25 protein-coding genes and 1 tRNA gene are annotated in these 26718 nt (G+C 54.0%); 25 read left to right on the forward strand and 1 reads right to left on the reverse strand.

Annotated elements, in window-relative coordinates:
- Window positions 1–607 precede the first annotated feature (607 nt).
- Both rluC and ABYP39_RS00010 read left to right on the forward strand, forming a co-directional pair.
- Window positions 608–1552, forward strand: a complete 945-nt coding sequence (gene rluC, locus ABYP39_RS00005; protein WP_372749869.1) for a 23S rRNA pseudouridine(955/2504/2580) synthase RluC — start codon at window positions 608–610, stop codon at window positions 1550–1552.
- Between the two features lie 9 nt (window positions 1553–1561).
- On the forward strand, window positions 1562–2224 hold the full coding sequence (locus ABYP39_RS00010) for an HAD-IA family hydrolase (RefSeq protein ID WP_372764237.1): 663 nt from the start codon (window positions 1562–1564) through the stop codon (window positions 2222–2224).
- On the opposite strand, the gene ABYP39_RS00015 is transcribed toward ABYP39_RS00010, so the two are convergent.
- The gene (locus tag ABYP39_RS00015; RefSeq protein ID WP_372764239.1) at window positions 2200–2778 is read right to left on the reverse strand and encodes a nucleoside triphosphate pyrophosphatase; all 579 of its coding nucleotides are present in this window, start codon (window positions 2776–2778) and stop codon (window positions 2200–2202) included. The genes ABYP39_RS00010 and ABYP39_RS00015 overlap by 25 nt on opposite strands.
- A gap of 91 nt (window positions 2779–2869) precedes the next feature.
- Between ABYP39_RS00015 and ABYP39_RS00020 the strand changes: the two genes are divergently transcribed.
- The 23 genes from ABYP39_RS00020 to lon all read left to right on the forward strand — a co-directional run bounded on the left by ABYP39_RS00020 (window position 2870) and on the right by lon (window position 26586).
- Window positions 2870–3391, forward strand: coding sequence for a YceD family protein (locus ABYP39_RS00020; protein ID WP_372750346.1), 522 nt, complete (start codon window positions 2870–2872; stop codon window positions 3389–3391).
- A gap of 20 nt (window positions 3392–3411) precedes the next feature.
- Complete coding sequence (rpmF, locus tag ABYP39_RS00025; RefSeq protein WP_372750345.1) at window positions 3412–3594, forward strand: 50S ribosomal protein L32; 183 nt, start codon at window positions 3412–3414, stop codon at window positions 3592–3594.
- 12 nt (window positions 3595–3606) lie between these two features.
- Window positions 3607–4605 carry a phosphate acyltransferase PlsX gene (gene plsX, locus ABYP39_RS00030; RefSeq protein WP_372758327.1) on the forward strand — a complete coding sequence of 333 codons (999 nt, stop codon included), beginning with the start codon at window positions 3607–3609 and terminating at the stop codon, window positions 4603–4605.
- Window positions 4606–4631: 26 nt separating this feature from the next.
- Window positions 4632–5570, forward strand: coding sequence for an ACP S-malonyltransferase (gene fabD / locus ABYP39_RS00035; protein ID WP_372749437.1), 939 nt, complete (start codon window positions 4632–4634; stop codon window positions 5568–5570).
- A gap of 29 nt (window positions 5571–5599) precedes the next feature.
- Window positions 5600–6337, forward strand: coding sequence for a 3-oxoacyl-ACP reductase FabG (gene fabG, locus ABYP39_RS00040; RefSeq protein ID WP_372749436.1), 738 nt, complete (start codon window positions 5600–5602; stop codon window positions 6335–6337).
- Between the two features lie 201 nt (window positions 6338–6538).
- A complete protein-coding gene (gene acpP / locus ABYP39_RS00045) occupies window positions 6539–6775 on the forward strand; it encodes an acyl carrier protein (RefSeq protein WP_183409231.1) in 237 nt (78 codons plus the stop codon).
- Window positions 6776–7000: 225 nt separating this feature from the next.
- A complete protein-coding gene (fabF, locus tag ABYP39_RS00050) occupies window positions 7001–8242 on the forward strand; it encodes a beta-ketoacyl-ACP synthase II (RefSeq protein ID WP_372749435.1) in 1242 nt (413 codons plus the stop codon).
- 16 nt (window positions 8243–8258) lie between these two features.
- Window positions 8259–9071 carry an aminodeoxychorismate lyase gene (pabC, locus tag ABYP39_RS00055; protein ID WP_372780718.1) on the forward strand — a complete coding sequence of 271 codons (813 nt, stop codon included), beginning with the start codon at window positions 8259–8261 and terminating at the stop codon, window positions 9069–9071.
- Window positions 9064–10104: an endolytic transglycosylase MltG gene (gene mltG, locus ABYP39_RS00060; RefSeq protein WP_372780719.1), complete on the forward strand. Its 1041-nt coding sequence runs from the start codon at window positions 9064–9066 to the stop codon at window positions 10102–10104. The genes pabC and mltG overlap by 8 nt, the downstream gene beginning before the upstream one ends.
- A gap of 86 nt (window positions 10105–10190) precedes the next feature.
- Complete coding sequence (gene tmk, locus ABYP39_RS00065) at window positions 10191–10823, forward strand: dTMP kinase (protein ID WP_372758330.1); 633 nt, start codon at window positions 10191–10193, stop codon at window positions 10821–10823.
- Window positions 10816–11805 carry a DNA polymerase III subunit delta' gene (locus ABYP39_RS00070; RefSeq protein ID WP_372780720.1) on the forward strand — a complete coding sequence of 330 codons (990 nt, stop codon included), beginning with the start codon at window positions 10816–10818 and terminating at the stop codon, window positions 11803–11805. The genes tmk and ABYP39_RS00070 overlap by 8 nt, the downstream gene beginning before the upstream one ends.
- A gap of 47 nt (window positions 11806–11852) precedes the next feature.
- Window positions 11853–12203, forward strand: a complete 351-nt coding sequence (locus tag ABYP39_RS00075; RefSeq protein ID WP_372747530.1) for a PilZ domain-containing protein — start codon at window positions 11853–11855, stop codon at window positions 12201–12203.
- 42 nt (window positions 12204–12245) lie between these two features.
- On the forward strand, window positions 12246–13022 hold the full coding sequence (locus ABYP39_RS00080; RefSeq protein WP_372747531.1) for a TatD family hydrolase: 777 nt from the start codon (window positions 12246–12248) through the stop codon (window positions 13020–13022).
- A gap of 14 nt (window positions 13023–13036) precedes the next feature.
- A complete protein-coding gene (gcvT, locus tag ABYP39_RS00085) occupies window positions 13037–14149 on the forward strand; it encodes a glycine cleavage system aminomethyltransferase GcvT (protein ID WP_372780721.1) in 1113 nt (370 codons plus the stop codon).
- Window positions 14150–14161: 12 nt separating this feature from the next.
- A complete protein-coding gene (locus tag ABYP39_RS00090) occupies window positions 14162–15211 on the forward strand; it encodes a beta-N-acetylglucosaminidase domain-containing protein (protein WP_372780722.1) in 1050 nt (349 codons plus the stop codon).
- A gap of 220 nt (window positions 15212–15431) precedes the next feature.
- Window positions 15432–17579 (forward strand): fatty acid oxidation complex subunit alpha FadB, encoded by a 2148-nt coding sequence (gene fadB / locus ABYP39_RS00095; RefSeq protein ID WP_372780723.1) that lies wholly within the window; start codon window positions 15432–15434, stop codon window positions 17577–17579.
- Between the two features lie 21 nt (window positions 17580–17600).
- Window positions 17601–18776: an acetyl-CoA C-acyltransferase FadA gene (fadA, locus tag ABYP39_RS00100; RefSeq protein WP_372747535.1), complete on the forward strand. Its 1176-nt coding sequence runs from the start codon at window positions 17601–17603 to the stop codon at window positions 18774–18776.
- 126 nt (window positions 18777–18902) lie between these two features.
- Complete coding sequence (locus tag ABYP39_RS00105; protein ID WP_372780724.1) at window positions 18903–20219, forward strand: hypothetical protein; 1317 nt, start codon at window positions 18903–18905, stop codon at window positions 20217–20219.
- Between the two features lie 134 nt (window positions 20220–20353).
- Window positions 20354–20438: transfer RNA gene (locus ABYP39_RS00110), tRNA-Leu, on the forward strand.
- A 69-nt stretch (window positions 20439–20507) separates the two neighbouring features.
- Window positions 20508–21839 carry a trigger factor gene (gene tig, locus ABYP39_RS00115; RefSeq protein ID WP_372747537.1) on the forward strand — a complete coding sequence of 444 codons (1332 nt, stop codon included), beginning with the start codon at window positions 20508–20510 and terminating at the stop codon, window positions 21837–21839.
- A gap of 138 nt (window positions 21840–21977) precedes the next feature.
- On the forward strand, window positions 21978–22625 hold the full coding sequence (gene clpP / locus ABYP39_RS00120; RefSeq protein ID WP_372747538.1) for an ATP-dependent Clp endopeptidase proteolytic subunit ClpP: 648 nt from the start codon (window positions 21978–21980) through the stop codon (window positions 22623–22625).
- Between the two features lie 101 nt (window positions 22626–22726).
- Entirely contained in the window at window positions 22727–24010 is a 1284-nt protein-coding gene (clpX, locus tag ABYP39_RS00125) for an ATP-dependent Clp protease ATP-binding subunit ClpX (RefSeq protein WP_372780725.1), read from the forward strand.
- Between the two features lie 143 nt (window positions 24011–24153).
- A complete protein-coding gene (lon, locus tag ABYP39_RS00130) occupies window positions 24154–26586 on the forward strand; it encodes an endopeptidase La (RefSeq protein ID WP_372747540.1) in 2433 nt (810 codons plus the stop codon).
- Window positions 26587–26718: the final 132 nt, after the last annotated feature.

Here is a 26718-nt window from a genome sequence, read left to right on the forward strand (position 1 = left end):
GATTTACCGCAGTGTTACTCGAGCTGAGACAGACTACAGTAGCGCCAAACCCCTGCACATAGGCAGTGTTTCAGGCCCCAATTCCGGAGACGACTGATCGTGCTACAACGGCTTGGGACTGATCTAGCGGGTCTTGCGAAAACTCCCTGAAATCTGTTGGAAAGGCGTGATTGATAAGATCGGCGCGAGTGTTTTCTTTCACTTCACTATTCATAATTTACTGTCGGCTGCGCGCTCGATCGATTAACCCATCGCGATGCTGTCGGCACCGCTTGCTCAATTCTCATATCTCTCGTGGTAACGATGCGGTAAAATCCACTCGCATTGTTAACATCGTTACAAGCAGCGTAACATTCGCGCTTGTACAGGCTTGTTCTCTACTCTCCACAGTGTAGGTAAACAGTGCAGACAGTGCTTTGCAGGCTCGGACGTTTCCCCCTTCGGGAAGCAGGTCGACGAATCTGCTGAGCCTCTGATCTCTTTGCCTTTTTAATAGAAAAAGGTGCGCAGCCTGTGGGATGTCGCGAGAGACCAAGCGGCTACTGTCGCGAATATAGCAGTTAAGTTCAGTTCGATCAATCAGTTAGATAGGAAGCGAAGCTTGGGCATGGAATCCGGGCGGCCTCAGGCTGTTCAATTTGTTACCGTAGATGAGGGGGCTGAGGGGCAGCGGGTAGACAATTACCTGCTCAAGGTGCTCAAAGGTGTTCCGAAATCGCGGATTTACCGGTTGCTGCGCAAGGGGGAGGTGCGGGTCAATAAGGCTCGGGTGAAGCCGGACTTTAAGCTCGAGATTGGTGATGTGGTGCGTATTCCGCCCGTCCGAATGGCGGCGGCAAGCGAGAAAGCACCGGCATTTGTCTCGGATGCCCTGTCAGACCGGTTGTGTGACGCGGTGCTGTTTGAAGATGAGCGTTTGCTGATCATCAATAAGCCTTCCGGGCTGGCCGTTCACGGGGGCAGTGGGGTGAGTCTTGGGCTGATTGAAGCGTTGCGCAAGATGCGACCAGAGGCGAAGTTTCTGGAATTGGTGCATCGCCTGGATAGGGATACTTCGGGCTGTGTCATGCTGGCCAAAAAACGCAGTACTCTCAAGACCTTGCATGGGCTTCTTCGAGGAGATGGTGTTGATAAGCGTTATCTCGCGCTGGTGGAAGGGCGCTGGTCGAATCGAAAAGAGCAGGTGAAGTTGCCACTGGAAAAGAATGTGCTGAACTCCGGCGAGCGCATGGTCAAGGCGACGCCTGATGGAAAATATGCGCTGACGCGCTATCAGGTTGTGCAGCGCTTCGAAGGCGCGACGTTGGTGGAGGCCAAGCCGGTAACAGGGAGAACTCATCAGATTCGTGTGCATTGCCAGGCTGCCGGTCACCCCATCATTGGTGACCGGAAATATGGGCGAGATGAGGTGAATCAACGCTTTCAGGCGCGAGGTGTGCGTCGTCTGTTTCTCCATGCCCACCGACTGCGGTTCACTCTGGATAACGAGGTGGTTGAGGTGGAGGCCCCGCTCAGTAGTGATCTCCAGCAATTTATCAATAGTGAGTCGTAAGATATTGTAATGGTAGTGATATTTGATTGGGATGGGACGCTGATAGATTCTGCGGGGAAGATTGTCGCCTGTATGCAACAGGCGGGCAGGGATGCGCAGCTGCCGGCGCCCTCCGATGACGCGGTACGCAATATTATTGGATTGGGTCTGGATGTTGCCATTGGCCGATTGTATCCGGCAGAGTCGGAGCAGAAGCGTCTTGAAGTTCGGCAGCATTATTCGCGTAACTTTATTGCCGCCGATCAAACGCCGTGTAGTTTCTTTCCTGGGGTGCAGGAGCTTTTAAATGAGTTGCGCGCTCGCGGCGCCCGTCTTGCGGTAGCTACGGGTAAAAGCCGCAAGGGTTTGTCGCGGGTTTTGGGTAATCTGGATATGGCAGGCTATTTTGCAGCCACTCGCTGCGCGGATGAGACCGCGTCTAAGCCAGACCCGACGATGCTGCACGAGCTTTGCGAGGAATTTCGTATTCAGCCCGACGAGGCTGTGATGGTGGGGGATACCGAATACGATCTGGAAATGGCACGTCGGATTGGTATGCCCAGTGTTGGTGTTAGTTATGGCGTGCACGCACCAGAGCGGCTTGGGAAGTGGCAGCCGCTGCAGATAATCGATGAGTTCAGGGAGCTCGACGATGTGTTGGCCCGTCACTATGGAATGGCGATACCACGCTGATTCAGTAGGGTTATCAGCTCAATCAGGGGAAGGCCTATCAGGGTGTTGGGGTCTTTTCCTTCCAGTTTTTCGAACAGGGATATCCCCAAGCCTTCCATTTTAAAGCTTCCGGCACAATCAAGCGGCAGTTCCTGCTCAACGTAGCGACTTATCTGTTGTGCTGAGAGCTGTCGAAATGTGACCTTGTAGTTATCGACACGCGTTTCGGTTTTTCCCAGGCCAGTCACGCATAGGCCGGTATAGAAGCTAACGGTTTTACCGTTGCAGGCCTGAAGCTGGAGGCATGCTTTTGCAGCGGTGCCAGGTTTCCCGAGGAGGCTGCCTTCCAGTGCGGCGACCTGGTCTGAGCCAATGATCAGGCTTTCGGGGTAGTGTTGGGCCACGGCCAAAGCTTTTTCCTTGGCCAGTCGGCGGGCCAGCACCTCTGGTGTTTCGCCGCTGCGGGGTGTTTCGTCGATATCGGGACTGTGGCGGCTGAAGCTAATTCCCAGGCGGTGTAATAGCTCGGCGCGGTAGGGTGAGCCTGAGGCGAGTACGATATCCGGTGTCTGCATGCGCTCAATCTTCCTAAAGATACTGATTTGCGGGCAGTTTAGCGGATTTTGCTTTGACAAACCGCAGACTCGGCCCTATGATTGCGCGCCTATGCGAAGACAGCCTCTGCCCCGACAGGTGGACGCTCGGAAGTTAACGTCCACTGATGTAGAACTTTCCGGCATCCAACCCGTCAGTGATTTTCCACGCTTTGCTGCGGGACTCTGCGATGAACGCGGAGACGTGGACGTCAAAATGCACTTTTACCGGGATGATTCATCAATCCACCGTATCAGTGCTACGCTGGCGACCGACGTGTTCGTTGTGTGTCAACGCTGCCTGAAGGCGATGCCAATTTCCATCAGTTCGCAGTTTGAGCTGGGCATTGTCTGGACGGAAGCGCAGGCAAAGGCGCTGCCTCGCGAGCTTGATTCAGTGATTCTTGGCGAAGAGCCGCTGGATCTGTTTCCTCTTATAGAGGATGAATTGATTATTGAAACGCCGTTCACGAATTACCACCCACCCGGGGAGTGCCAGCCCGCAGGGCCGGTGAAGTACGGTGAAGAACCTGAGGGAGCTGAGGAGCGGGATAACCCCTTCGCAGTTCTGAAAGATTTAAAATCTAGCGATTAAGCGCTGAGGAGCATTTAGCCATGGCTGTACAGAAGAGCAAGAAGACCCGGTCTCGCCGGGATATGCGTCGTTCACATGACGCGCTGAGCGGTCCCGCGCTGGCCGTGGATTCGACCAGCGGTGAAACTCACCGCCGTCACCACGTAACAGCCGATGGCTTTTATCGTGGTCGCAAAGTTGTTGCCGGTAAAGACGACGAGTAAAATTGGGCAGCAATGCCATCTATAGCGATTGATGCCATGAGCGGAGACCACGGTCTCCGCTCTTCACTTCCGGCCGCCGCCAAGGCAATCGCAGAAATCCCCCATCTAAAGTTGACACTGCTTGGCCAGAAGCAAGCCATTCTGGACGAATGTCAACGTCGCTCTGTCGACCCCGCTTTATTTACACTTATCGATACCCCTGATGTCATTGGCATGGAGGAATCGCCTGCCGTGGTCCTGCGGAAAAAGCAGGATTCCTCCATGTGGCGAGCGATTGAGCTACTACGTGACGGCCAGGTTGATGGCGTGGTGAGCGCTGGGAATACCGGTGCGTTGGTGGCGATTAGTCGATTCCAGTTGCAGTGTCTGCCAGGTATCAGGCGTCCGGCGATGTGCGCACCACTTCCCGGCGAAAAAGGCGATACCTATATGCTGGATCTTGGGGCGAACGTCGATTGTCGACCCGAAGAACTGTTGCAGTTCGCGCAAATGGGCTCTGCTCTGGTTGCCTGTCTCAAGGGGGCTGCCAAACCGCGGGTAGCATTGCTCAATATTGGTGAGGAGGCTGGTAAGGGTACCGAGTTGGTACGCGAGGCGGCCGCACTTCTGGAGGGTGAGGCTGGAGTCAATTTTACCGGCTATGTGGAAGGCTTCGACCTCTTTACCAACCGCGCCGATGTCATTGTCTGCGATGGTTTTGTCGGCAATGTTGCGCTGAAGGTTTGTGAGGGCACGGCATCCTATATTGGTCGCCAGCTCAAAAATCGCTTCAGTGACAGCTGGTACGGCATGCTCAGCGGTCTATTTGTACAGCCGCTGCTCAAGGATTTTAAAAACGATATAAACCCCGACGAGTATAACGGTGCTGCCCTGCTGGGCCTTAATGGTGTGGTAGTGAAAAGTCATGGCAGCTCCAGTAAAAAAAGCTTTTACAGCGCGATTCGCCATGCCGCCAGAGCGGTAGAGCAGGAGCTACCCCGGCGAATCGCAGAGCAACTCACACAGTCTTAAATCTGACATACAGGAAAGGTATAACAATGACGAAAGGATTGGCGTTTGTATTTCCCGGTCAGGGCTCGCAAAAGGTCGGCATGCTGGCCGAGATTGCGGAAAGCGAACCGGTCGTAAAGCAAACATTTCAAGAAGCATCCGATGCCCTGGGCTACGATATGTGGGCCATGGTGCAGAGCGGCGAGCAGGAAACGTTGAATCTCACTGAAAACACTCAACCGGTGTTGCTGACGGCCAGTGTCGCTATGTGGCGGGTCTGGCAGGCGCGCAGTGGCGCCCAGCCCTCCTATATGGCAGGGCACAGTCTGGGCGAATTTTCTGCGCTAGTGTGTGCCGGCAGCCTGTCTTTTGCCGATGGGGTAAAGCTGGTGCGCGCCCGTGGCCAATTTATGCAAACCGCTGTGCCCGTGGGTGAAGGGTCAATGGCGGCAGTGCTAGGCCTCGATGACCAGGTCATATTAGATATATGTGCTCAGTGCGCAGATGCAGGTGTGGTGGAGGCTGTAAATTTCAATGCGCCCGGTCAGGTGGTGATTGCGGGCAAAGTCGCTGCAGTCGATAAGGCGATAGAAGCTTTGAAGGAGGCGGGCGCCAAGCGAGCTATGCCGCTGCCTGTCAGTGCACCTTTCCATACCTCCCTGATGCAGCCGGCAGCGGAGAAGCTCAGTGAGGCTATCAACGCTATTCAGTGGCAAAGCCCTGCCGTGCCGGTGGTGCACAATGTGCATGCGAAGATTGAAAGCAGTGAAGCGGCGATTCGCGAGTTGCTGGTCAAGCAGCTCTACAGCCCGGTGAAGTGGGTAGACTGCGTGCAGACAATGGTCGATGCCGGCGTGGAGACCACCGTTGAATGTGGCCCGGGCAAGGTGCTTAGCGGTCTGAACAAGCGCATTCACAAACCGCTGAACTGTTTGAATATCGAAGATTCGGCCAGTGTCGACAAGGCCATGGAAGCCTGTGCCTAATCCGCACAATTGAGTCAAAGGAGAGCTTTATGAGTGACAAAATTGCACTGGTGACCGGTGCAAGTCGTGGAATTGGCAAGGCTATCGCCTTGTCGCTGGCAGAGCAGGGAATGACCGTGGTTGGTACAGCCACCACCGACGGTGGGGCTGAAGCAATTACAGCTTATTTGAAAGAAGCCGGTAATGCGGGCTGCGGTATGACCCTTAATGTGGCAGACACCGATTCGGTTGAGGCTGTTATCAAAGCGATCAATACGCAGTTTGGTGCTCCAACTGTGCTAGTAAACAATGCTGGTATAACCAAAGACAACATTATGATGCGGATGAAAGAGGAAGAATGGTTCGACGTAATCGATACCAATCTCAACTCACTGTACCGTCTGAGCAAGGCCTGCCTGCGAGGCATGACTAAGGCCCGTTGGGGGCGTATTGTAAATATCAGCTCAGTGGTTGGCTCAATGGGCAATGCGGGGCAAGCTAACTATGCGGCCAGCAAAGCCGGTATGGATGGCTTTTCCCGCGCCCTGGCGCGAGAAGTTGGCTCGCGTAATATCACCGTAAATAGTGTGGCGCCGGGCTTTATTGATACCGACATGACAGCCACACTACCCGAAGAGCAGCGTCAGGCGCTGTCCGCCCAGATTCCGCTGGCGCGACTGGGTCAGCCGGAAGAAATTGCCGGTGTGGTGGCTTTTCTGGTGAGTGATGCTGCAGCCTATGTCACCGGTGATACTATTCACGTCAACGGCGGCATGTATATGGCGTAAACATTTGTCAGTACTAATATTTTTGTCAGAAATGGGTCGAATTCAGTAAAATCCTGTGCACAAATCGAAAATCACGGGGTACAATGCCGACCTGATTTTGGGTGGTAGTTTATACGGGTTTTCTACACGGCAGCTGTTAGTGCAGATATGCCAGTAAAGACCGTCAAATACCGATTCATTAAACTAGGAGTCAATAACGACATGAGTAGCATTGAAGAACGCGTCAAGAAGATTGTTGCTGAGCAGCTGGGCGTTAAGGAAGAGGACGTTCAGGAGTCAGCTTCTTTCGTAGAAGATCTGGGCGCGGATTCTCTGGATACCGTTGAGCTGGTGATGGCGCTGGAAGAGGAATTCGAAACCGAAATTCCCGACGAAGAAGCTGAAAAAATCACCACAGTTAAACTGGCCATTGATTACATCAAGGAAAACCTCCAGTAATCTAACGCCGTCAAGGCGTAGCTGGTCACAAGAAGCCGTTTCTATTGTTTAATAGAGCGGCTTTTTTTTTGCCGCACGAAAAAGCGGCAGGCTTTGCTGGGGCGGGCGGCGCATTGTGATGTTGTCCGCGTGGCGATTACGGCGGTAAAACCGCGTGGCAGATTTTTCCTGGCGCCAAAAGATGCGAAAATGGCGCCAACGCAACAGGATTTACAGGGGCAAATAATGTCTAAAAGAAGAGTGGTCGTTACCGGCATGGGGATGGTGACCCCGTTGGGCAACACACTTGAGCAGACCTGGAAAAACATTTGTGCGGGTAAAAGCGGTATTGCGCCAATCGAGCACTTTGATGCCAGCCCGTTTGCCACCCAATTTGGTGGCTCCATTCGCGATTTTGATGTTACGCCCTACATGGATGCGAAAGAAGCGAAGCGCTTCGACCCCTTTATTCATTACGGCATGGCGGCGGCCATTCAGGCTTTGGACGATAGTGGTCTGAAGATATCTGACGATAATGCGGACCGAATTGGAGCCGCTATTGGTTCGGGTATCGGTGGAATAGGCCTAATTGAAAAAAGCCGACATATTCTCGACAGCTCGGGCCCCCGCAAACTGTCTCCCTTCACGGTTCCGGGCGCAATTATCAATATGCTCGGTGGTCTTCTGTCCATCCGCTACAACATGCGCGGACCGAATATAGCAATATCGACCGCCTGCACTACGGGCACACACAATATCGGTGTGGCCGGGCGCATGATTGCCTATGGTGACGCGGATGCCATGGTTGTTGGTGGCGCCGAATTAGCCACGACGCCGGTGGGGCTCGGTGGTTTCGTTGCGGCACGAGCAATGTCTACCCGCAACGATGACCCGCAGGCAGCGTCGCGCCCCTGGGACAAAGACCGGGATGGGTTTGTATTGAGTGATGGTGCCGGCGTGCTGGTGCTTGAAGAGTTGGAGTTTGCGAAAGCGCGCGGCGCCAGAATCTATGCGGAGTTGCAGGGGTTTGGTATGAGTGCCGATGCTTTTCACATGACTTCGCCGCCGGAAGACGGCAACGGTGCGGCCCGCGCCATGCAGGCCGCATTGTCAGATGCCGGTGTCACTCCGGCGGACGTTCAATATATTAATGCACACGGCACGTCGACGCCCGCTGGCGATATTGCTGAGGCGCGGGCAATCAAAGCCGTGTTTGGCGAAGCGGTCCACCAATTGGCGGTCAGCTCAACCAAGTCAATGGTCGGACACCTGCTCGGTGCGGCCGGGGCGGTTGAAGCAATTTTTTCGGTGCTGGCAATTAGGGATCAAATCGCACCGCCTACGATCAATCTGGACAATCCTGATCAGGATTGCGATCTAAACTTTGTGCCACATACCGCGCAGTCCATTGCCATTGAGCGGGTAATATCAAATTCCTTTGGGTTTGGTGGAACCAACGGCAGTTTGCTGTTCGGCAAGCTTGATTGAGAGTGGCAACGTTTTGATGTGGCACAATGGCCGACTTGTCACCGCACTGCCGTTGGACGATCGCGGCTGGTCGTTGGGCGATGCTTTGTTTGAGACCATACTAGTGCGACATTCTGTGCCGGTGTGGCTTGACGAGCATCTCGCGCGACTGGCGCGAGGATGTGAGCGCCTGGGTATGGATTATTTGGAGAAGCTCAGTGCCGAGATTGCGGCTGCGCTGCATGCACAGCCGTTAACCTGCGGTGTTCTGCGAATTTGCCTAAGCCGCTGTAGCGATGGGCAGCGAGGCTATCGGCCGGCAACCCGGCGCTGCCACCGCTACCTGCAACTATCGGCCTATGCCGTGCCTCCCAGGCAGCATTGGGAGCAAGGTATACGAAGCTTTGTTGCGACCACGCGGCTACCTGAGCAGCCAGATCTGGCAGGGATTAAACACACCAATCGATTGCCGAATATATTGGCGCGTGGTGAGCGCGACCCCGTGGTGTTTCCGGAAGGACTTATGTTGTCAGAATCCAGCGCTGTGATAGAGGGCATATCCTCTAATCTTTTTGTGGGTGCAAAGGGGCGACTGCTGACGCCGCGTCTGGATCGTGCCGGTGTAGCAGGTGTCGCCCGCGCCAAGGTGGTGGCGCTGGCGCAGCAACTGGGAATCCCTGTGTCCGAGGTCAGATTGGGATTGAATGATCTGTATAAGGCCGATGAGTTGTTTTACTGCAACAGCCTGATCGGCCTGTGGCCGGTGCGGCAATTGGACTGTTTTCACTACGCGTCATCACGACTTTGTCAGCAACTGCAAAAAGGTTTGGAATCCGTCTGGTATGGTTAAATGGATCAAGCGGTGTTTTGCAGTGGCGCTTGCCGTGGGGACCCTGGGTGCGCTGGGCGTCTTGTGGGCTAATCACAAGCTGGCTCAGCCGCTCAATATTGCGTCGTCGGACTATATGCTAATGATTGAGTCCGGAACCGGTTTTTCCGAAATGAGCGCACGCCTCGAGGCGGAAGGACTGATCGGTTTTCCGCCCATTGTGCTGAATCTTTATGCGCGATTGTCAGAAACTGAAGGAGCTATACAGTCAGGGGAATACCTGCTGCATAGTGGCCTGAATAGCTACGACCTGGTCGACTTGCTAACCCGTGGCGACGTGGTGCGATACCGGGCTACGCTGATTGAGGGCTGGACCTTTGCTGAGGTGCTGAATTATCTCAGCAATCACCCGAACCTGGAACAGCATTATGACCCGCAGAAAACGGTGTGGTCACAGATCGGGGTAGAGTCACCTCTGAACGCGCACCCAGAAGGTTTGTTTTTCCCGGATACCTACAGTTTTGTCCGGGGGGCGACAGATGTGGGTATTCTGTCTCGCGCGTATCAGCAAATGGTGCAGGTAGTTGAGACGGAATGGGCACGTCGTGCCGAAGGTCTGCCTTATGAAACGCCTTATGACGCTTTGATAATGGCGTCTATTGTTGAAAAGGAAACTGGCCAGCCGCACGAGCGCGACCGTATTGCGGGTGTCTTTGTAACTCGCTTGCAGAAAAATATGCGACTGCAGACAGATCCGACCGTAATCTATGGATTGCCGCAGGACGAAAGGCGAAATATTCGCTCGCGCCATCTCAAGGATGCTACCAATCCATACAATACTTACCGTCACAGTGGCTTGCCGCCGACTCCCATTGCTATGCCGGGGCAGGCTGCCATTCATGCGGCTCTGAATCCACTGCAAGACGGCGCGTTATTCTTTGTGGCCAAAGGTGACGGCAGCCACCAATTTTCGGAAACACTGGATCAGCATCGACAGGCAGTGCGAGACTACCAGTTAAAACGCCGCGAAGATTATCGATCTGCACCGCAGTAAGTTCGACCATGCGGTACAAAATGGCCACAGGCGATGCCGGTTGACTGGGCGTTGGCGGGCCGACAATTCAAATCAAAGGGTACTGGGTGAAAGGTAAATTCATAACGCTGGAAGGCACTGAAGGGGTCGGCAAGTCGACGAATCTCGCGGCCATTGTGAAGTGGCTCGAAGATCACGCCATCCCATACGTGAAAACCCGCGAGCCCGGGGGTACGCCACTGGCAGAGCAGCTACGTGAGTTATTGCTGGCCCCCCGGGATGAATCAGTGGATGCCAAGGCCGAGCTATTAATGGTTTTTGCTGCCCGCGCGCAACATCTTGCGCAAGTGATTAAGCCGGCGCTGGCGCGTGGTGAATGGGTGCTGAGTGATCGTTTTACTGATGCTACTTATGCCTATCAGGGCGGCGGGCGAGGCTTATCGCTGGATGTGATCTCCGAGCTTGAATCGCTTGTGCATGACGGTTTGCAGCCTGACTGCACCATTTTGTTGGATCTGCCACCAAGAGAAGGGCTGGCGCGCGCCCAGGCGCGCGGTGAGCTTGACCGCTTTGAAAACGAGGCGCTGGCATTTTTTGAAAAGGTGCGCGCAGCTTACTTGGCGCGCGCGGCAGCTGATCCCGCTCGATTTCATATTATTGATGCGAGCCAGACTGTTGAGGCCGTAGCCGAAGATGTTGTTGCGGTACTTAACCGCTTAGGCGAGGTCGCGTGTGACTGAGGCGATTCTTCCGTGGCAGGTATCTCAGTGGCAGCAATTGGTGGGTGCCGACAGTGAAGGCCGTCTAGGGCATGCGCTATTGCTGTCCGGGCCGGGTGGTATCGGCAAATTGCGTTTTGCGCGGGCGTTGATGGCTTGGCTTGTGTGTGAGCAGCCGCAAAATCAGGGTGCGTGCGGAAAATGTCGCAGCTGCCACTACGGTTTGGATAACCCGGACCTGCATATCATTGAGCCCCCCGAGGGCAAAAAACAAATAGCTGTAGATCAGGTGCGAGAGCTGGTGGCGCTCTCAACGCAAACCGCGCACCGCTCAGGCGGTCGCAAAGTAGTATTGGTTCATCCAGCAGACGCGATGAATGCCAACACTGCCAATGCACTGCTGAAAACGCTTGAAGAACCCAGTGGTGACACGGTGCTAATATTGGTGAGTAACGAGCCGGCTCGCCTGCTGCCGACAATTCGATCCCGCTGTCAGCAGTTGCCATTTCCTACCCCGAATGCTTCGCTCGCGCTGGACTGGCTTAAAATGTCGGTGGGTGATGCCGCGCTTGCTGAAACCTGCTTGCGCGAAGCGGGAGGGCGGCCACTGGCGGCGCAGGTCCTGTTTGAAAATGATGGTCTGGCGGCGCGTGAGCGCTGTGACTCTCTGCTGCAGGCATGGGCAGCGGGGGAGCAGAGTCTGTCGCAGGTTATCGATGGCTTGAAAGAGGTTGAACTGGACTTTTATCTTGAATGGTTTGCCCATCGAATCCATGCGTTGCTGGTGGCTGTTATGGCCGAGCAATCTGATGACGTGAATGCCGCATGGCAGCGCTGGCTGGATAGGCCGCCGGCGGCGATATTGTCCTTTCAGAAACAATTACTGGATCTGCGGGCGCAAGTACAGCGAGGCGTTGCGTTGAATCGGCAGCTGACCATCGAATCGCTGTTGTTGAGCTGGGCGATGGTGTGCTCGTCAGCCAACGCGGGGCTTGGCGTCTAGGCCCAGTATCGTTATGCTTGCAGTCTGATCTGGAAGGAGTAAACCCCATGGCATTGAACCCCGGCGGTAAAGGCGGCATGCTTTCACTGAACATCAAGGACAAGTCTGTTCTGTTCAGTGCTTATATGCCCTTTATTAACGGTGGCGGTCTGTTTATTCCCACCAATAAACCCTACCGGATAGGTGACGAAGTATTCATGCTCCTCACCTTGATGGAAGAGCCTGAAAAAATACCCGTAGCCGGACAGGTAGTGTGGGTCACACCGCGCGGCGCACAGGGCAATCGCAGCCCCGGAATTGGGGTTCAGTTTATTGGCGATGATGACATTGCCAACCGCAAGATTGAAGAATACCTGGCGGGTATGCTCGACTCGGAACGGGCAACACACACCATGTAAGTCTCATCGCCTCCTGTGCGGCGGCGGTCAACGGATTCTATTATGTTAATCGATAGCCACTGTCATCTGGACAGACTGGATCTCTCCCCCTATAACGGCGATCTAGACGCTGCACTGAACGCTGCTCGTGAGCGTGGGGTCGAGCGCATGCTGTGCATCGGCATCGATCGCGGCAACGCCCAGGCGGTGATTGATATTGCCAGTCGTAACAGCGATATTTATGCCTCTGTGGGTATTCATCCACTGGATCTGTCCGACAACGTTGAACCCAGCGAAGCGCTCGTCGCACTGGCAGATAACGAAAACGTCATCGCCATAGGCGAGACCGGTCTAGACTATTACTACTCGCAAGATAATAAGACGGCGCAGCAGGAAAGTTTTCGCAACCATCTGCGCGCTGCTGCCAAAACCGGCAAGCCCGCCATCGTTCACACCCGTAACGCGCGGGAAGATACCCTGGCCATCATCCGCGAAGCATCCGACCCCGACGTTGCGGGTGTTTTGCATTGTTTTACCGAGAGTCGCGAGATGGCGCATGCGGCGCTGGATCTGAATTTTTATATCTCGTTTTCCGGCATTATCACGTTTAAAAATGCTGCAGATTTGCGCGACGTGGTTGCCAGCGTACCGATGGACCGTATCCTAGTGGAAACGGATTCCCCCTATCTTGCTCCGGTGCCTTTTCGCGGCAAAAAGAATGAGCCGAAGTACGTGGTGGAGGTGGCGCAGTGCGTGGCAGAGATCAAGGGAATCTCCTACGATCAGGTGGTCGCGCAAACGGCCGACAATTTTAATCGCCTGTTCAAGCTGGCGGCATAGAAAGGTAGAAGGTTTTGACCGAATTGCAGAAAACCCCGCTGTTTCAGTTGCATCAGGAACTCGGCGCAAAGATGGTGCCCTTTGCAGGTTATGCGATGCCTGTTCAATACAGCGACGGTGTTTTGAAAGAGCATCTGGCTACGAGAGAAAGCGCAGGTCTGTTTGATGTTTCCCATATGGGACAGATTCGCGTAACCGGAGACGGTATTGCCGAGGCTTTGGAAACTGTGCTGCCCCAGGATGTGATAAGCCTGCCGCCAAACCGTCAACGCTATGGCCTGCTGACCAATGAACATGGCGGTATACTGGATGATCTGATGTTTGCCAACTGTGGTGACCATTTCATGCTGGTGGTTAACGCGGCCTGTAAGAGCGACGATTTTGCCTGGTTGCGTGAGCGACTGCCCGAGCATATTCAGCTCCAGATGCTCAATGATCGAGCTCTGCTTGCATTGCAGGGACCAATGGCGCGTACGGTGATGAGTCGGCTAGCGCCGGGTACCGAGAGCATGGTGTTTATGGATACAGCCGATGTCGCGATTGCGGGTATCGATTGCTGGGTAAGCTGTTCGGGATATACCGGTGAAGATGGATATGAAATCTCTGTGTCTGCCTATCAAGCCGAAGCTTTGGCCAGAGCTTTACTAGATTGCCCGGAAGTGTCCCCCATCGGTCTGGGCGCGCGCGATTCCCTTCGCCTTGAAGCGGGCCTATGTCTTTACGGACACGATATTGACGAAGAAAAGACCCCTGTCACGGGCAATCTAAAATGGGCTATTTCAAAGGCGCGCCGCCCTGATGGCGAGCGCTCTGGTGGGTATCCTGGCGCGGCAGTTGTGAATGCACAGTGGACAGAAGGTGGAAACCAGAAACGCGTCCTGCTGGATATTGAAGGTCGAGCGCCGGTTCGCGAAGGTGCCATTATAGTCAATGCCGATGGTAACGAGCTTGGCATCGTGACCAGCGGCGGTTTTGGTCCCAGCGTGGGTAGGCCGGTCGCGATGGGCTATGTCAGCAGTCAGGCACTGGAAGAGGGGTTGGCGTTATTTGCACAGGTGCGCAAAAAACTCATTCCGATTCATCTGCGCACTCAGCCCTTTGTCGAACAACGCTATTTTCGGGGCTGATTTACGCTAATCATGAGTGCCTATCAGCTTGGTATCATTGAAGGTTTCTATGGCCGCCAATGGTCCTGGGAAGATCGGTGCGACATGGCTGCTTTTCTCGCCGGTGCGGGTTACAGCCATTATCTCTACGCACCTAAAGGCGATACCTCGCTCCGAGCCCGCTGGCGTGAGCCGTTTAACGCACTGGAATCATTGTCGGCATTGGCGGCGGAATGCCGCACTCAGGGGCTTAAGTTTGGTGTTGGCCTGTCACCGATGGGCTTGCAGATGGGCTACACCAAGGCCGATCGGCAGGTTTTGCTCGATCGTCTGCGAGAGCTAGACGCCACCGGCCTGGAAGTTCTCTGGATTCTTTTCGACGATATGCGCGGTGATCGCAGTGAACTGGCGGCGAATCAGTGCGCGGTGATGGCTGACGTGCGACAGGCATTTTCCGGCGAGCTAGCGGTGTGTCCCAGCTACTACAGTTTTGACCCGGTACTCGATGAAGTCTTTGGCCAAAGACCGCAACACTACCTGCAGGATCTGGCGGCAGGGTTAGATGACAGTGTAGGTATTCTCTGGACAGGGAATCAGGTTATCAACCAGACAATTACCGCTCAAGACTGCCTGCAATTTACCCGGCTGACGGGGCGTAAAGCACTGCTGTGGGATAATTATCCAGTTAATGATGGACGTAAAACCTCCCCTTACCTGAACCTAAACGCTTTCACCGGACGTCAGCCAGAACTGGCAGAATTCGCGGCCGGCCATTTTGCCAACCCGATGAATCAGCCGAATCTGTCAAAAATTCCCTTGCGGACGCTGCCACCATTGTTTCAGGGCTACACTGATGCGGATGCCTTGAGGGCCCAGTCGCTGTCGCTATTGCCTGAGGCGTTAGCGAGCCTTCTGGCGCGGGATTGGGAGATATTTCAGCGCAGGGGCTTGGATGGGTTGGGTCAGGCGGAAAAAGCGAGCCTGGAAGCCGACTATACTGCGCTGGACCATCCGGCAGCGGATGAGGTCTGCGACTGGCTTAACGGCGGCTACACTTTTGATCCGGAGTGCTTGACGGGTTGATCGGGCCGGGTGCGAAGCGGTTGCGCAAATGGCCAGCTTCCGGTAATGTCTGCGCCCCATGTTTACATGTAAAACATAAGTTGTGGTCCGGGCCCACCCGATGGTGCACTGGACAATAACTTGCGATGAGCGTCTGTCGAGGTTTCGACAACTGCCGGTTTGCCGGCGATGTGTTCACGCTGCGCTGCAGCCAATAACTCAAGTGATGTGAGGAAAACACATGATTTACGAAGGCAAGGCCGTTTCGGCCAAGTTCCTGGATAACGGTATCGCTGAGCTGTGTTTCGACCAGCAGGGCGAGTCTGTCAATAAATTCGACCAACTGACCCTGAGGGATTTGGACGAAGCCACTAAAGCGCTGGCCCAGGAAAAGGACCTGAAAGGGGTGCTGGTCACCAGTGGCAAGTCTGTTTTTATCGTCGGTGCCGATATCATGGAATTCACCGACATGTTCAAGCTGCCAGACGAGGAGCTTAAAGGCTGGGTTCGTGAGGCCAATGGTATTTTTAACCGCTTTGAAGACCTGCCTGTACCGACGGTTGCGGCTATCAATGGCATTGCACTCGGTGGCGGTTTTGAGATGTGTCTGGCCTGCGACTATCGGGTAATGTCTTCAAAAGCCCGCGTTGGCCTGCCTGAGGTCAAGCTAGGCATCAACCCCGGCTTTGGCGGCACCGTGCGTCTGCCGCGTGTCATTGGTCCCGATAACGCCATGCTGTGGGCCGCTACCGGTAATGACCAGAAGCCCGACGCTGCACTGAAAGATGGCGGTGTTGATGCGGTGGTTGCGCCTGAAAAACTGAAAGAAGCTGCCTTGGATCTGCTGGGTAAAGCTATCGACGGCACCTTTGATTACAAAGCGCGTCGCCAGGAGAAGCTCGAGCCAGTCAAGTTGAACGACATTGAGCGCATGATGTCCTTCACCACGGGTAAGGCGATGGTTGCGCAGCAGGCTGGCAAGAACATGCCCGCGCCGCTGACGGCCGCTAAATCCATGGAGAAAAATGCTGCACTGTCGCGCGATGAGGCTATCGAGGTCGAAATCGAACATTTTGCCAAATTGGCAAAAACCCCAGAAGCGGCTGCACTGGTTGGTCTGTTCCTGAATCAGCAGGCACTGGGCAAGCGCAACAAGCAGTGGGAAAACAAAGCTGAGCCTGTGAACAAGGCGGCTGTGCTGGGTGCCGGTATCATGGGTGGTGGTATTGCCTACCAGAGTGCCTACAAAGGTACGCCTATTCTGATGAAGGACATTGCTGACGCAGGTCTCGATCTGGGTATGAGCGAAGCCACCAAACTGCTGGCAAAGCGCGTTGATCGTGGTCGCATGTCCGGTCTGCAGATGGGTGAAGTGCTGAGCAGCATCCGTCCGACGCTGGACTACACCGGTTTTGATAAAGCCGACGTTGTGGTTGAAGCTGTTGTTGAAAACGTGAAGGTTAAGCACGCAGTACTGTCAGAGTGCGAGCAGCACATCCGTGAAGATGCGGTGCTGGCTTCTAATACGTCCACTATCTCCATTACCCGTCTGGCCGAGCCCCTGAAGCGTCCGGAAAACTTCTGCGGCATGCACTTCTTCAACCCGGTGCACCAGATGCCGCTGGTTGAGGTTATTCGCGGTGAAAAAACCAGCGATGAAACGGTCGCGCGTGTTGTGAAATACGCCACGCAAATGGGCAAGACGCCGATCGTAATCAACGATTGCCCCGGATTCTTCGTTAACCGTGTTCTGTTTCCGTATTTTGCCGGTTTCGACATGATGGTGCGTGACGGTGTGGATTTCCGTCGCATCGACAAAGTCATGGAAAAGTTTGGCATGCCCATGGGCCCCGCCTACCTGATGGACGTGGTTGGTATCGATACCGGTTTCCACGCTGCCGAGGTAATGGCAGAAGGCTTCCCGGATCGCATGAAGCACGACTACACCGGCATTTCCGAACTGATGTTCAAGGCCGATCGCTATGGCCAGAAGAACGGGATCGGTTTCTACCGCTACGAGAAGGACAAGAAGGGTAAGCCGCGCAAGACCGAGGACGAAACCGCTCTGAAAATGGCGGCCGATTGCGCCGAGAAGTCCATCGAAATCACCGATGAAGAAATTGTCGCCCGCATGATGATCCCCATGTGTACCGAAACCCTGCGCTGCCTCGACGAGAACATCGTCAGCTGCCCGGAAGATGCGGACATGGGCCTGATCATGGGTATCGGCTTTCCGGTATTCCGTGGCGGTGCGCTGCGCTACATCGACCAGATGGGTGCCAAGGCCTTCTGCGAAATGGCAGATAAATTTGCCCACCTCGGCAAGCTCTATGAGCCCACCGAGAACATTCGCAAAATGGCCGAAAACGGCGAAACCTTCTTTAAATAATCTGGTGCAGGAGCTTAACCAATGAGTTACCAAGATACTGATGTTGTAATTGTAGATTGCGCCAGAACTGCGATGGGGCGATCAAAGAACGGTGTTTACCGCAACGTTCGTGCTGAAAACATGTCTGCCGCTCTGGTTGACGCGCTGTTGGCGCGCAACCCCGAGCTTGACCCGGCGGATATCGAAGATGTTATCTGGGGTTGTGTTAACCAGACCCTGGAGCAGGGCTGGAACATCGCCCGGATGATGTCTGTGCTGACTGTCATCCCGCACACGGTCGCCGGCCAAACCGTCAGCCGCCTGTGTGGTTCTTCCATGTCGGCGCTGCACACAGCCGCTCAGGGCATTCAGACCGGTTACGGTGACGTTTTCCTGGTTGGCGGTGTTGAGCACATGGGCCACCTGGCGATGAACCATGGCATTGACCCGAACCCCCAAGCGAGCAAGCACGTAGCACGTGCAGCGGGCATGATGGGTATGACGGCTGAAGCACTGGGCATGCTGCACGGCATTACGCGCGAACAGCAGGATCAGTTCGGTCTTCGCTCTCACCTGCGCGCAGCAGACGCTCGCGCCAACGGTCGCTTCGATAATGAAATTCTGGCGATTGAAGGTCACGACGAAGATGGTAAGAAAATCCTCGTGACTGAGGACAACACTATCCGTCCGGAAACCACACTGGAAGGTCTGGCGGAACTGCGTCCGGCTTTTGATCCGCGCAATGGTACCGTTACCGCCGGTACTAGCTCGCAGATCGCCGATGGAGCCTCTGCCATGCTGGTCATGTCTGGTGCCAAAGCCAAGGCCATTGGCGCCAAGCCCCGCGCCCGCATCCTCGGCATGGGTGTAGCGGGTGTTGACCCGTCGATAATGGGTTATGGGCCGGTGCCTTCTACCCAGAAGATTCTGAAAAAGCTGGGTATGAGCATCAAGGACATCGACTGTGTCGAGCTCAACGAGGCCTTTGCGGCGCAGGCACTGCCTGTCCTTAAAGATCTGGAGCTGCTCGATGTGATGGACGAGAAGGTGAACCTAAACGGCGGTGCGATCGCACTGGGTCACCCCTTTGGTTGTTCCGGTACCCGTATCACCGGCACGCTGCTGAACGTATTGGAGCAGCAGGACAAAAACGTTGGTCTGGCTACCATGTGTATTGGCATGGGGCAGGGTATCAGCACCATTATCGAACGCGTCTGATTTTAAGAAGCGTTTCGTAAAACGGGCCTTCGGGCCCGTTTTTGTTTCTACAGTGTTTACCGGCCCGGTGACAGGCTTTTAAAGCATGCTACCATTGCCGACCGAATTCAAATTGACGCTCAAGGTATGTCCGTTTCCGTTCTTTTGGCGCAACAATCCCCAGAATCCTTGTTAAAGGCGCAGCCGCCCGGTGGGTTGGTCGCTATCGCGTATCAATTGCCGCGCTTCTGGTCCAGTAAAGGTGGGAGCGATCAGCTGGTCGCTGTTTATGAGCGAAGTGCTGGCAGCGTGGCGTTTCTCGTGGCTCAAGACGGCAATGCATTGCGTGCCACGCTCGAGGGTCACACCGGTGACCTTGCTTCCCTGGCCGAGTCACTGAACACGGAAACCTTTGCCAGTGACCAGGCAATCGCGCTGACGCCAGTGCATATCCCCAAACCCTGGGGCGAGGAGATCTGGTATACCGGAATGGAAGATCGCGGTGTGGCTCAGGCCGGTCATCGGGGGCGAACAGTTCCTTTACCGTGGGTTTTGTCGGCCTTACCGAAGCAGCTTGCCGCTGGCCGTGACCGAGGGATTATTCTGCTGAAGATCCTTGCACCACGGGCCGAGGAAGTGTTCGGCGATCTGTATTTTGAGTTGCATGAAGAAAAGCGTGAAGTCTATGTGGTCACGTCGATCGATGAGTCGGCCTGGCCAGACGGGGAGGGCGCGATACGCTTTGGCTTCTGTTCAGAAAAGCGTGCTCAATTTCCGGATGACGCCAGCTTCAGAGCGGCGTTTGCGGAGTCGGTCGCGGCCTATGAAAATGTACGTCGTGATATTGACGCCCGGCTGGATGCTCTGGCGGCCCAAGATGAGGGTAGCGTTAGTCGGGAAGCCTTGCTGGCCCAATTGCCGGTTGAGCTAACGCAGCAAGAGCAAGCGCTGCGCACAGCGATGTATGGGTTTACTGCGCTAAAGCCGCTGCGAGTAGGTGATGTGGTGAAAGTGCCGACGCTCACGCCCCACTCACTGCAGCACGGCGTGCGTACGGTAGAGTTTCAAACCCCGGTATACGAGCGCCTGATCGTCGCCTTTGCGCAAAAGGTGCTCACTCAGGACCATTGGGATACCGCCAGAGCCATAGAGCTGATGGAGCTCGAGGCACCGCCGTCGGCGCCGTTTGAGACGCTCTACAACGCCGCAGGTGCCAGCGTTGAGCGGATTGTCGATTTTGCTGACTTTGAGGTGCATCGCTGTACCTTGGTGCCTGGGGCGGCGCTGTTGCTTGATTCGCCTAAAGATTACGCGGTACTGATGGTAGTAAAGGGTGAATTATTGCTTGGAGAATGCCCACTGCTGCCTGAACAGGCAGTATTTGTGCCTTCCAGCTGGGCCTCCCGGGAAATCAGCAACGAAAGTATGCAGGAATTGGTCTTTCTAGTGGCATATCCACGCTAGTTAGCGATAGACACTCACTTGCGGGACTTCGGGGGCTGTGGCACAATTGCCGACCAAATTTTGCAGGGCTAAGCGCGACTGTTCGTTAATTAGCCCGCCGATACAATGGCTTATAGCCGTCTTTTGAAGAATTTGCGAAAGTGGCGGAATTGGTAGACGCACTGGATTTAGGTTCCAGCGCCGCAAGGCGTGAGAGTTCGAGTCTCTCCTTTCGCACCATTCTCTTGAAAACATAGTTCATTGACAGACAGGCTGCGCGTCATACGCAGCTCTCTCAGAGGGATTCCCATGCAAGTGTCAGTTGAAACGACTTCAGGTCTGGAACGTCGTTTAATCGTTGGTGTACCTGCCGAGCGCATTGATAGTGCGGTTAACTCTAAGCTCCAAAAAGCTTCCAAAACCGTGCGCTTAGACGGTTTTCGTCCAGGCAAGGTGCCGATGAAAGTCATGCGTCAGCGCTTTGGCCAGTCGGTTCGCATGGAAGTGCTTGGCGAAGTGATGAACGAGTCCTTCTATGAGGCGATTCAACAGCAGGACCTTAAGCCTGCCGGTCAGCCCGCCATTGAACCGAAAAATCTCGATGAAGGTCGTGATCTGGAATATGTGGCAACCTTTGAAGTGTTTCCGGAGATTGAAGTCAAAGACTACAGCGGAATTAAGGTTGTTAAGCCTAAGGCAGAAGTAACCGACGCCGATCTCGACAAGATGATTGAAAATCTGCGTGAGCAGCGCGCTGAGTTTGAAACAGTGGCGCGTGCTGCCGAAGATGGTGATCAGGTCGTTATAGACTACGCTGGTACAAAAGATGGCGAAGCTTTTGATGGCGGTAGCGCAGAAGATTCCAATCTGGTTCTCGGGTCTGGTCGTATGATCCCAGGCTTTGAAGACGGTATTGTTGGTATGAGTGCCGGCGAAGAAAAGGTACTGTCGCTGAGCTTTCCAGAGGACTACCACGCCGAGGAGCTCAAAGGCGCTGCGGTTGAGTTCAAGGTTACGCTCAAAGAAGTCAAAACCAAGGTCCAGCCCGAGCTGAACGACGAATTCTTTAAGTTGTTCGGTGTGGAAGAGGGTGGCGAAGAGGCTTTCCGCGCGGAAGTGCGCAAAAACATGGAAGGCCAGCTGGAAAGTGCGATTGAAAATCGCATTAAACAGCAGGTGCTGGATGGCGTGCTTGATGCGCATAGCGACCTTCAGGTTCCCAAGGCGCTGATTTCTCAGGAAATTGATGCGCTGCGTAACCAGCAGTTACAGCAATTTGGTGACCTGGCCAAGCAAATCAATGCGAAAGACATTTTCCCAGATGAAGTGTTTGCGGAAAATGCGGAGCGACGCGTCAAGCTGGGCCTAGTGCTCAATGAGCTGGTAAACAGTGAGTCGATTGAAGCTGATGCGGACAAAGTTCGTGCCGCTATTGAGAAAATGGCAGCCAGCTACGAAGACAAAGAGCAGGTTATCAACTGGTACTACAGCAACCCGCAACAGTTGCAGGGCATTGAGTCGCTGGTGGTGGAAAATCAGGTTGTTGATAATTTGCTTGAAAAAGCGCAGGTTACCGAGGAAACTTCCAGTTACGAAAAAGTGATGTCGCCCCCCGATGAAGAGGCAGCGGAAGAAGAATAACGCAGCAATACTGCGTTAGACTCTCAGGGCGATCGGGTGAAAATTCGGTCGCTTTTGTTTTTGTGGGTCGGGCTTTTGTGAGTACGAAAGTGGCGGCGAGTGGTCAGATAGTGAGAAGCCGGGAGAAGAAGAGGGATTATGTCGCGCTATAGCTCAGAAGGTTACAATTCAAATCAGATCAACAATCTCGGCCTGGTGCCCATCGTGGTAGAGCAGACTGCTCGCGGTGAGCGCTCTTTCGATATTTACTCTCGACTGTTGAAAGAGCGGGTTATTTTCTGTGTTGGCCCCGTCGAAGATCATATGGCGAACCTGATTGTCGCCCAAATGCTGTTTCTGGAGTCTGAAAACCCAGATAAAGATATTCACCTGTACATCAATTCACCGGGTGGCTCGGTAACCGCAGGCTTGTCAATCTACGACACCATGCAGTTCATCAAACCCGATGTCAGCACCATGTGTATTGGTCAGGCCGCCAGTATGGGCGCATTCCTGCTCTCTGGTGGCACCAAAGGCAAGCGCTACATGCTGCCTAACGCTCGCACCATGATTCACCAGCCCAGCGGGGGCGCCACCGGTCAGGCGACGGACATCGACATACATGCCCGTGAAATCCTGATCATCCGCGAGCGTCTGAATGAGCTGATGGCCCAGCACACCGGGCAGGATATCGAAAAAATTCGCCTGGATACCGAGCGCGATAACTTTATGAATGCCGAGCAATCCAAGGCCTATGGATTGATCGATGAGGTGATGATGCGACGTACAGTAGCAGACGAGAAGTAGTATTCGCTGCCCTGATGCTTGCAATACGCGGCAAAAATCAGCATCTTTAGAGTAGAGATAGTTATAAGTGCACCATGGCGGTGCGCATTTTGGAGAGCTTAATGGCAGATCACACCAAAGACGGGGACGACAGCGGCAAACTGCTCTACTGTTCGTTCTGCGGCAAAAGCCAACACGAAGTCAGGAAGCTGATTGCGGGTCCGTCTGTCTTCATCTGCGACGAGTGTGTCGATCTATGCAACGACATTATTCGTGAGGAAATACAGGAAAGCAGCGGTGAAGCCAATCACGACCGCCTGCCGACGCCGGCGGAAATCAAAGATATTCTCGGGCAGTACGTTATCGGTCAGGAACGTGCCAAGAAAGTGCTCGCGGTAGCGGTTTACAATCACTACAAGCGGCTGCGCTACGCGGATACTAGCGCTGAAGACGTCGAGCTGGGCAAAAGTAATATCCTCTTGGTGGGCCCCACAGGTAGCGGTAAAACGCTGCTGGCAGAAACCCTGGCCCGTCTGCTGGACGTTCCCTTTACCATCGCCGATGCCACCACATTGACCGAAGCGGGCTATGTGGGTGAGGATGTTGAAAACATCATCCAGAAGCTGCTGCAGAAGTGCGACTATGATGTCGATAAAGCACAGATGGGTATTGTTTATATCGATGAAATTGACAAGATTTCCCGCAAGTCGGACAACCCGTCGATCACACGTGACGTATCGGGTGAAGGCGTGCAGCAGGCGTTGCTCAAGTTGATCGAAGGCACAGTTGCTTCCGTGCCGCCGCAAGGGGGGCGCAAGCACCCTCAGCAGGAGTTCCTGCAGGTTAACGCGGCTAATATCTTGTTTATTTGTGGTGGCGCATTTGCCGGTCTGGATAAGGTCATTCGAGATCGCTCCGAGCGTGGCGGCATCGGTTTCTCAGCTGAGGTCAAGAGCAAGGACGACAAGCGCAATGTCGGCGAAGTGCTGGCAGACCTAGAGCCAGAGGATCTGGTTCGCTACGGACTGATTCCTGAGTTTGTTGGACGGCTACCGGTCATCGCAACCTTGGAAGAGCTGGACGTAGATGCCCTGATCAGCATCCTGACAGAGCCGAAAAACTCTCTGACCAAACAGTACGGAAAGCTGTTTGAGATGGAGGGGGTCGATGTTGATTTCCGTGAAGACGGTTTGCGTGCGGTTGCCGAAAGGGCGATGGAGCGTAAAACCGGTGCCCGGGGTCTGCGCTCGATACTGGAGGCTGTTCTGCTAGACACCATGTACCAGATTCCATCACTGGAAAATGTCAGCAAGGTAGTGATTGATGAATCTGTGATCAAGGGTGAGTCAGAGCCGATGCTGGTTTACCATAACAACGACAAGAAGAAAGCCGCGCCAGAAGATTGATTTCTGTACAAATGGGCCGATTTTTCGGCCCATTTCCAACTATTTCTCTGTCAATACCTTGTAATTCCGCGTGTTACGCCCCATGTTAAAGGGAAGCAGGCTGACCCTGTCAGCCCCCCGTACCACCTGTTAAGAGGTCGAAAATGGGTGATTCCAACGAGATTATGGATTTTCCGCTACTGCCGTTGAGGGACGTGGTTGTCTACCCTCACATGGTCATTCCCTTGTTCGTTGGTCGCGACAAATCGATTCGCGCCCTTGAAACGGCAATGTCGGCCAACAAGGAAATCATGTTGGTAGCTCAGCGTGACCCGAATGTCGACGAGCCGGGCACTGAGGATCTCTACGATATTGGCACCGTGTCCAACATTCTTCAGCTGCTGCGCCTGCCTGATGGTACGGTAAAAGTTTTGGTTGAAGGGGCCTATCGCGCTCAGGTTCACCAGATCGAAGACAACGGCGAGTTTTTCCAATCTGAGATTTCTCCGCTTGCCGACGAAGAAGTGCCGGCAGCAGAAGTTGAGTCTCTGGTGCGCAGTGCCATCGGCCAATTTGAAAAATATGTAAATGTCAGTAAGAAGATACCTGCTGAAGTGTTGACTTCTTTGTCCGGTATCGATGAAGTTGGTCGTCTGGCAGACAGTGTTGCCGCCCACATGAGTATGGATCTGGAGCAGAAACAGTCCATTCTTGAAATGCTGTCCGAGCGTGAGCGTCTCGAGCATTTAATGGCGGTTATGGAATCCGAGATTGACTTGTTCGCGGTAGAAAAGCGTATTCGCGGCCGAGTTAAAAAGCAGATGGAGCGCAGTCAGCGCGAGTATTATTTAAACGAGCAGATGAAAGCCATCCAGCGCGAGCTGGGGGATATGGATGAAGGTGGCAACGAGCTGGAGGCCCTTGAAGCAAAGATCAAGGAAACCGGCATGAGCGCCGAGGCCGAAGAAAAGGCCATGTCCGAAATGGCGAAGCTCAAAATGATGTCGCCCATGTCGGCTGAAGCTTCTGTCGTGCGTGGCTATATCGACTGGTTGATATCCATTCCCTGGCAAAAGCGCTCGCGTGTTAAGCACAATCTCGACAAAGCCGAAGATGTATTAAATGAAGATCACTATGGTCTCGATGAGGTTAAGGATCGGATTGTTGAATACCTGGCGGTACAAAAGCGGGTTAAGAAAGTAAAGGGGCCGGTATTGTGTCTAGTTGGCCCGCCCGGTGTGGGTAAGACGTCCCTTGGCGAATCCATTGCCCGCTCAACCAATCGCAAGTTTGTCCGTATGGCACTAGGCGGGGTACGCGACGAAGCGGAAATACGTGGTCATCGTCGTACCTACATTGGTTCAATGCCGGGCAAGATTATTCAGAAGCTGTCTAAAGTTGGCGTGCGCAACCCTTTGTTTCTGCTCGACGAAATAGACAAGATGGGTATGGATCACCGAGGAGATCCGGCGTCAGCGCTGTTGGAAGTTCTCGACCCGGAGCAAAACAACAGCTTCAGCGATCACTATCTTGAGGTGGATTACGACCTGTCAGATGTAATGTTTGTCTGCACGTCGAATTCGCTCAATATTCCGCCAGCATTGCTGGACCGAATGGAAGTTATCCGTATTCCTGGCTACACCGAAGCGGAAAAGACAAATATTGCGCGCCGTTACCTGATTCCCAAGCAGATGAAAAACAATGGCTTGAGGGAACAGGAGTTGAGTATCGAAGAAGATGCGATACGTGACGTTATTCGCTATTACACCCGCGAAGCCGGGGTTCGGGGGCTGGAGCGCGAACTGGCGAAAGTCTGTCGCAAGGTGGTTAAAAACCTCGCTCGCGAAAAACGTAAAGGTGAATCGACCCAGCTTAACGTGACAGGCGAGAATCTCGGTGAATATTTGGGCGTGCCAAAGTACACATTTGGTAAGGCCGAAGAAGAGAATCGCATTGGTCAAGTAACTGGCTTGGCGTGGACTCAGGTGGGCGGCGAATTGTTGACCATCGAAGCTGTGTCAGTAGTCGGTAAAGGTCGGCACGTGAAGACCGGATCGCTTGGCGATGTGATGCAAGAATCAATACAGGCCGCGGTAACCGTTGTGAAGAGTCGTTCGCAAGCGCTTGGAATTCCTGCAAACTATCACGATACACACGATATACATATTCACGTGCCGGAAGGCGCAACACCGAAGGACGGTCCTTCGGCTGGTGTTGGTATGTGTACCGCGCTGGTATCCGTGATCACCGGAATTCCTGTAAAATCAGCGGTTGCTATGACTGGCGAGATAACCTTGCGTGGTCAGGTATTGAAAATCGGCGGTTTGAAGGAAAAACTGCTGGCTGCTCACCGTGGTGGGATAACCACAATCATCATACCCGCCGAAAACGAGCCTGACTTGAAAGAGATTCCGGACGATATAAAAGCGGACTTGATGATAAAGCCGGTGAAGTGGATAGACGAAGTGCTGGAAATCGCACTGGAGCATTTACCTAAACCAATTTCGGACGAGGAGTACCTTGCGGGACTCGGTAAGCCGAATTTGGATGCAGATGTGGCGGAAGGGCAGGGTAGCAGCCGTTTTAGTGCTCATTAGCGCTGAGGTTCCTTGACCGTCATAAATGCAGTTGGTATAAATCCCACTCGATTCAGTTGATGAACCTGTTGTCACTGATTTCAGGGAGTGGTTTGTTAATTACTTTCTCATGTATTGCCTATAATGAAGGGG

Source organism: Litorivivens sp. (assembly GCF_041625495.1).
Classification (GTDB): domain Bacteria; phylum Pseudomonadota; class Gammaproteobacteria; order Pseudomonadales; family Spongiibacteraceae; genus Litorivivens.

What these genes read in the sequence shown, in the direction of transcription:
- rluC (WP_372749869.1), top strand. Translation starts at nt 608, where the DNA reads ATGGAATCCGGGCGGCCTCAGGCTGTTCAATTTGTTACCGTAGATGAG.
- ABYP39_RS00010 (WP_372764237.1), top strand. Translation starts at nt 1,562, where the DNA reads ATGGTAGTGATATTTGATTGGGATGGGACGCTGATAGATTCTGCGGGG.
- ABYP39_RS00015 (WP_372764239.1), bottom strand. Translation starts at nt 2,778, where the DNA reads ATGCAGACACCGGATATCGTACTCGCCTCAGGCTCACCCTACCGCGCC.
- ABYP39_RS00020 (WP_372750346.1), top strand. Translation starts at nt 2,870, where the DNA reads ATGCGAAGACAGCCTCTGCCCCGACAGGTGGACGCTCGGAAGTTAACG.
- rpmF (WP_372750345.1), top strand. Translation starts at nt 3,412, where the DNA reads ATGGCTGTACAGAAGAGCAAGAAGACCCGGTCTCGCCGGGATATGCGT.
- plsX (WP_372758327.1), top strand. Translation starts at nt 3,607, where the DNA reads ATGCCATCTATAGCGATTGATGCCATGAGCGGAGACCACGGTCTCCGC.
- fabD (WP_372749437.1), top strand. Translation starts at nt 4,632, where the DNA reads ATGACGAAAGGATTGGCGTTTGTATTTCCCGGTCAGGGCTCGCAAAAG.
- fabG (WP_372749436.1), top strand. Translation starts at nt 5,600, where the DNA reads ATGAGTGACAAAATTGCACTGGTGACCGGTGCAAGTCGTGGAATTGGC.
- acpP (WP_183409231.1), top strand. Translation starts at nt 6,539, where the DNA reads ATGAGTAGCATTGAAGAACGCGTCAAGAAGATTGTTGCTGAGCAGCTG.
- fabF (WP_372749435.1), top strand. Translation starts at nt 7,001, where the DNA reads ATGTCTAAAAGAAGAGTGGTCGTTACCGGCATGGGGATGGTGACCCCG.
- pabC (WP_372780718.1), top strand. Translation starts at nt 8,259, where the DNA reads ATGTGGCACAATGGCCGACTTGTCACCGCACTGCCGTTGGACGATCGC.
- mltG (WP_372780719.1), top strand. Translation starts at nt 9,064, where the DNA reads ATGGTTAAATGGATCAAGCGGTGTTTTGCAGTGGCGCTTGCCGTGGGG.
- ABYP39_RS00075 (WP_372747530.1), top strand. Translation starts at nt 11,853, where the DNA reads ATGGCATTGAACCCCGGCGGTAAAGGCGGCATGCTTTCACTGAACATC.
- ABYP39_RS00080 (WP_372747531.1), top strand. Translation starts at nt 12,246, where the DNA reads ATGTTAATCGATAGCCACTGTCATCTGGACAGACTGGATCTCTCCCCC.
- ABYP39_RS00090 (WP_372780722.1), top strand. Translation starts at nt 14,162, where the DNA reads ATGAGTGCCTATCAGCTTGGTATCATTGAAGGTTTCTATGGCCGCCAA.
- fadB (WP_372780723.1), top strand. Translation starts at nt 15,432, where the DNA reads ATGATTTACGAAGGCAAGGCCGTTTCGGCCAAGTTCCTGGATAACGGT.
- fadA (WP_372747535.1), top strand. Translation starts at nt 17,601, where the DNA reads ATGAGTTACCAAGATACTGATGTTGTAATTGTAGATTGCGCCAGAACT.
- ABYP39_RS00105 (WP_372780724.1), top strand. Translation starts at nt 18,903, where the DNA reads ATGTCCGTTTCCGTTCTTTTGGCGCAACAATCCCCAGAATCCTTGTTA.
- tig (WP_372747537.1), top strand. Translation starts at nt 20,508, where the DNA reads ATGCAAGTGTCAGTTGAAACGACTTCAGGTCTGGAACGTCGTTTAATC.
- clpP (WP_372747538.1), top strand. Translation starts at nt 21,978, where the DNA reads ATGTCGCGCTATAGCTCAGAAGGTTACAATTCAAATCAGATCAACAAT.
- clpX (WP_372780725.1), top strand. Translation starts at nt 22,727, where the DNA reads ATGGCAGATCACACCAAAGACGGGGACGACAGCGGCAAACTGCTCTAC.
- lon (WP_372747540.1), top strand. Translation starts at nt 24,154, where the DNA reads ATGGGTGATTCCAACGAGATTATGGATTTTCCGCTACTGCCGTTGAGG.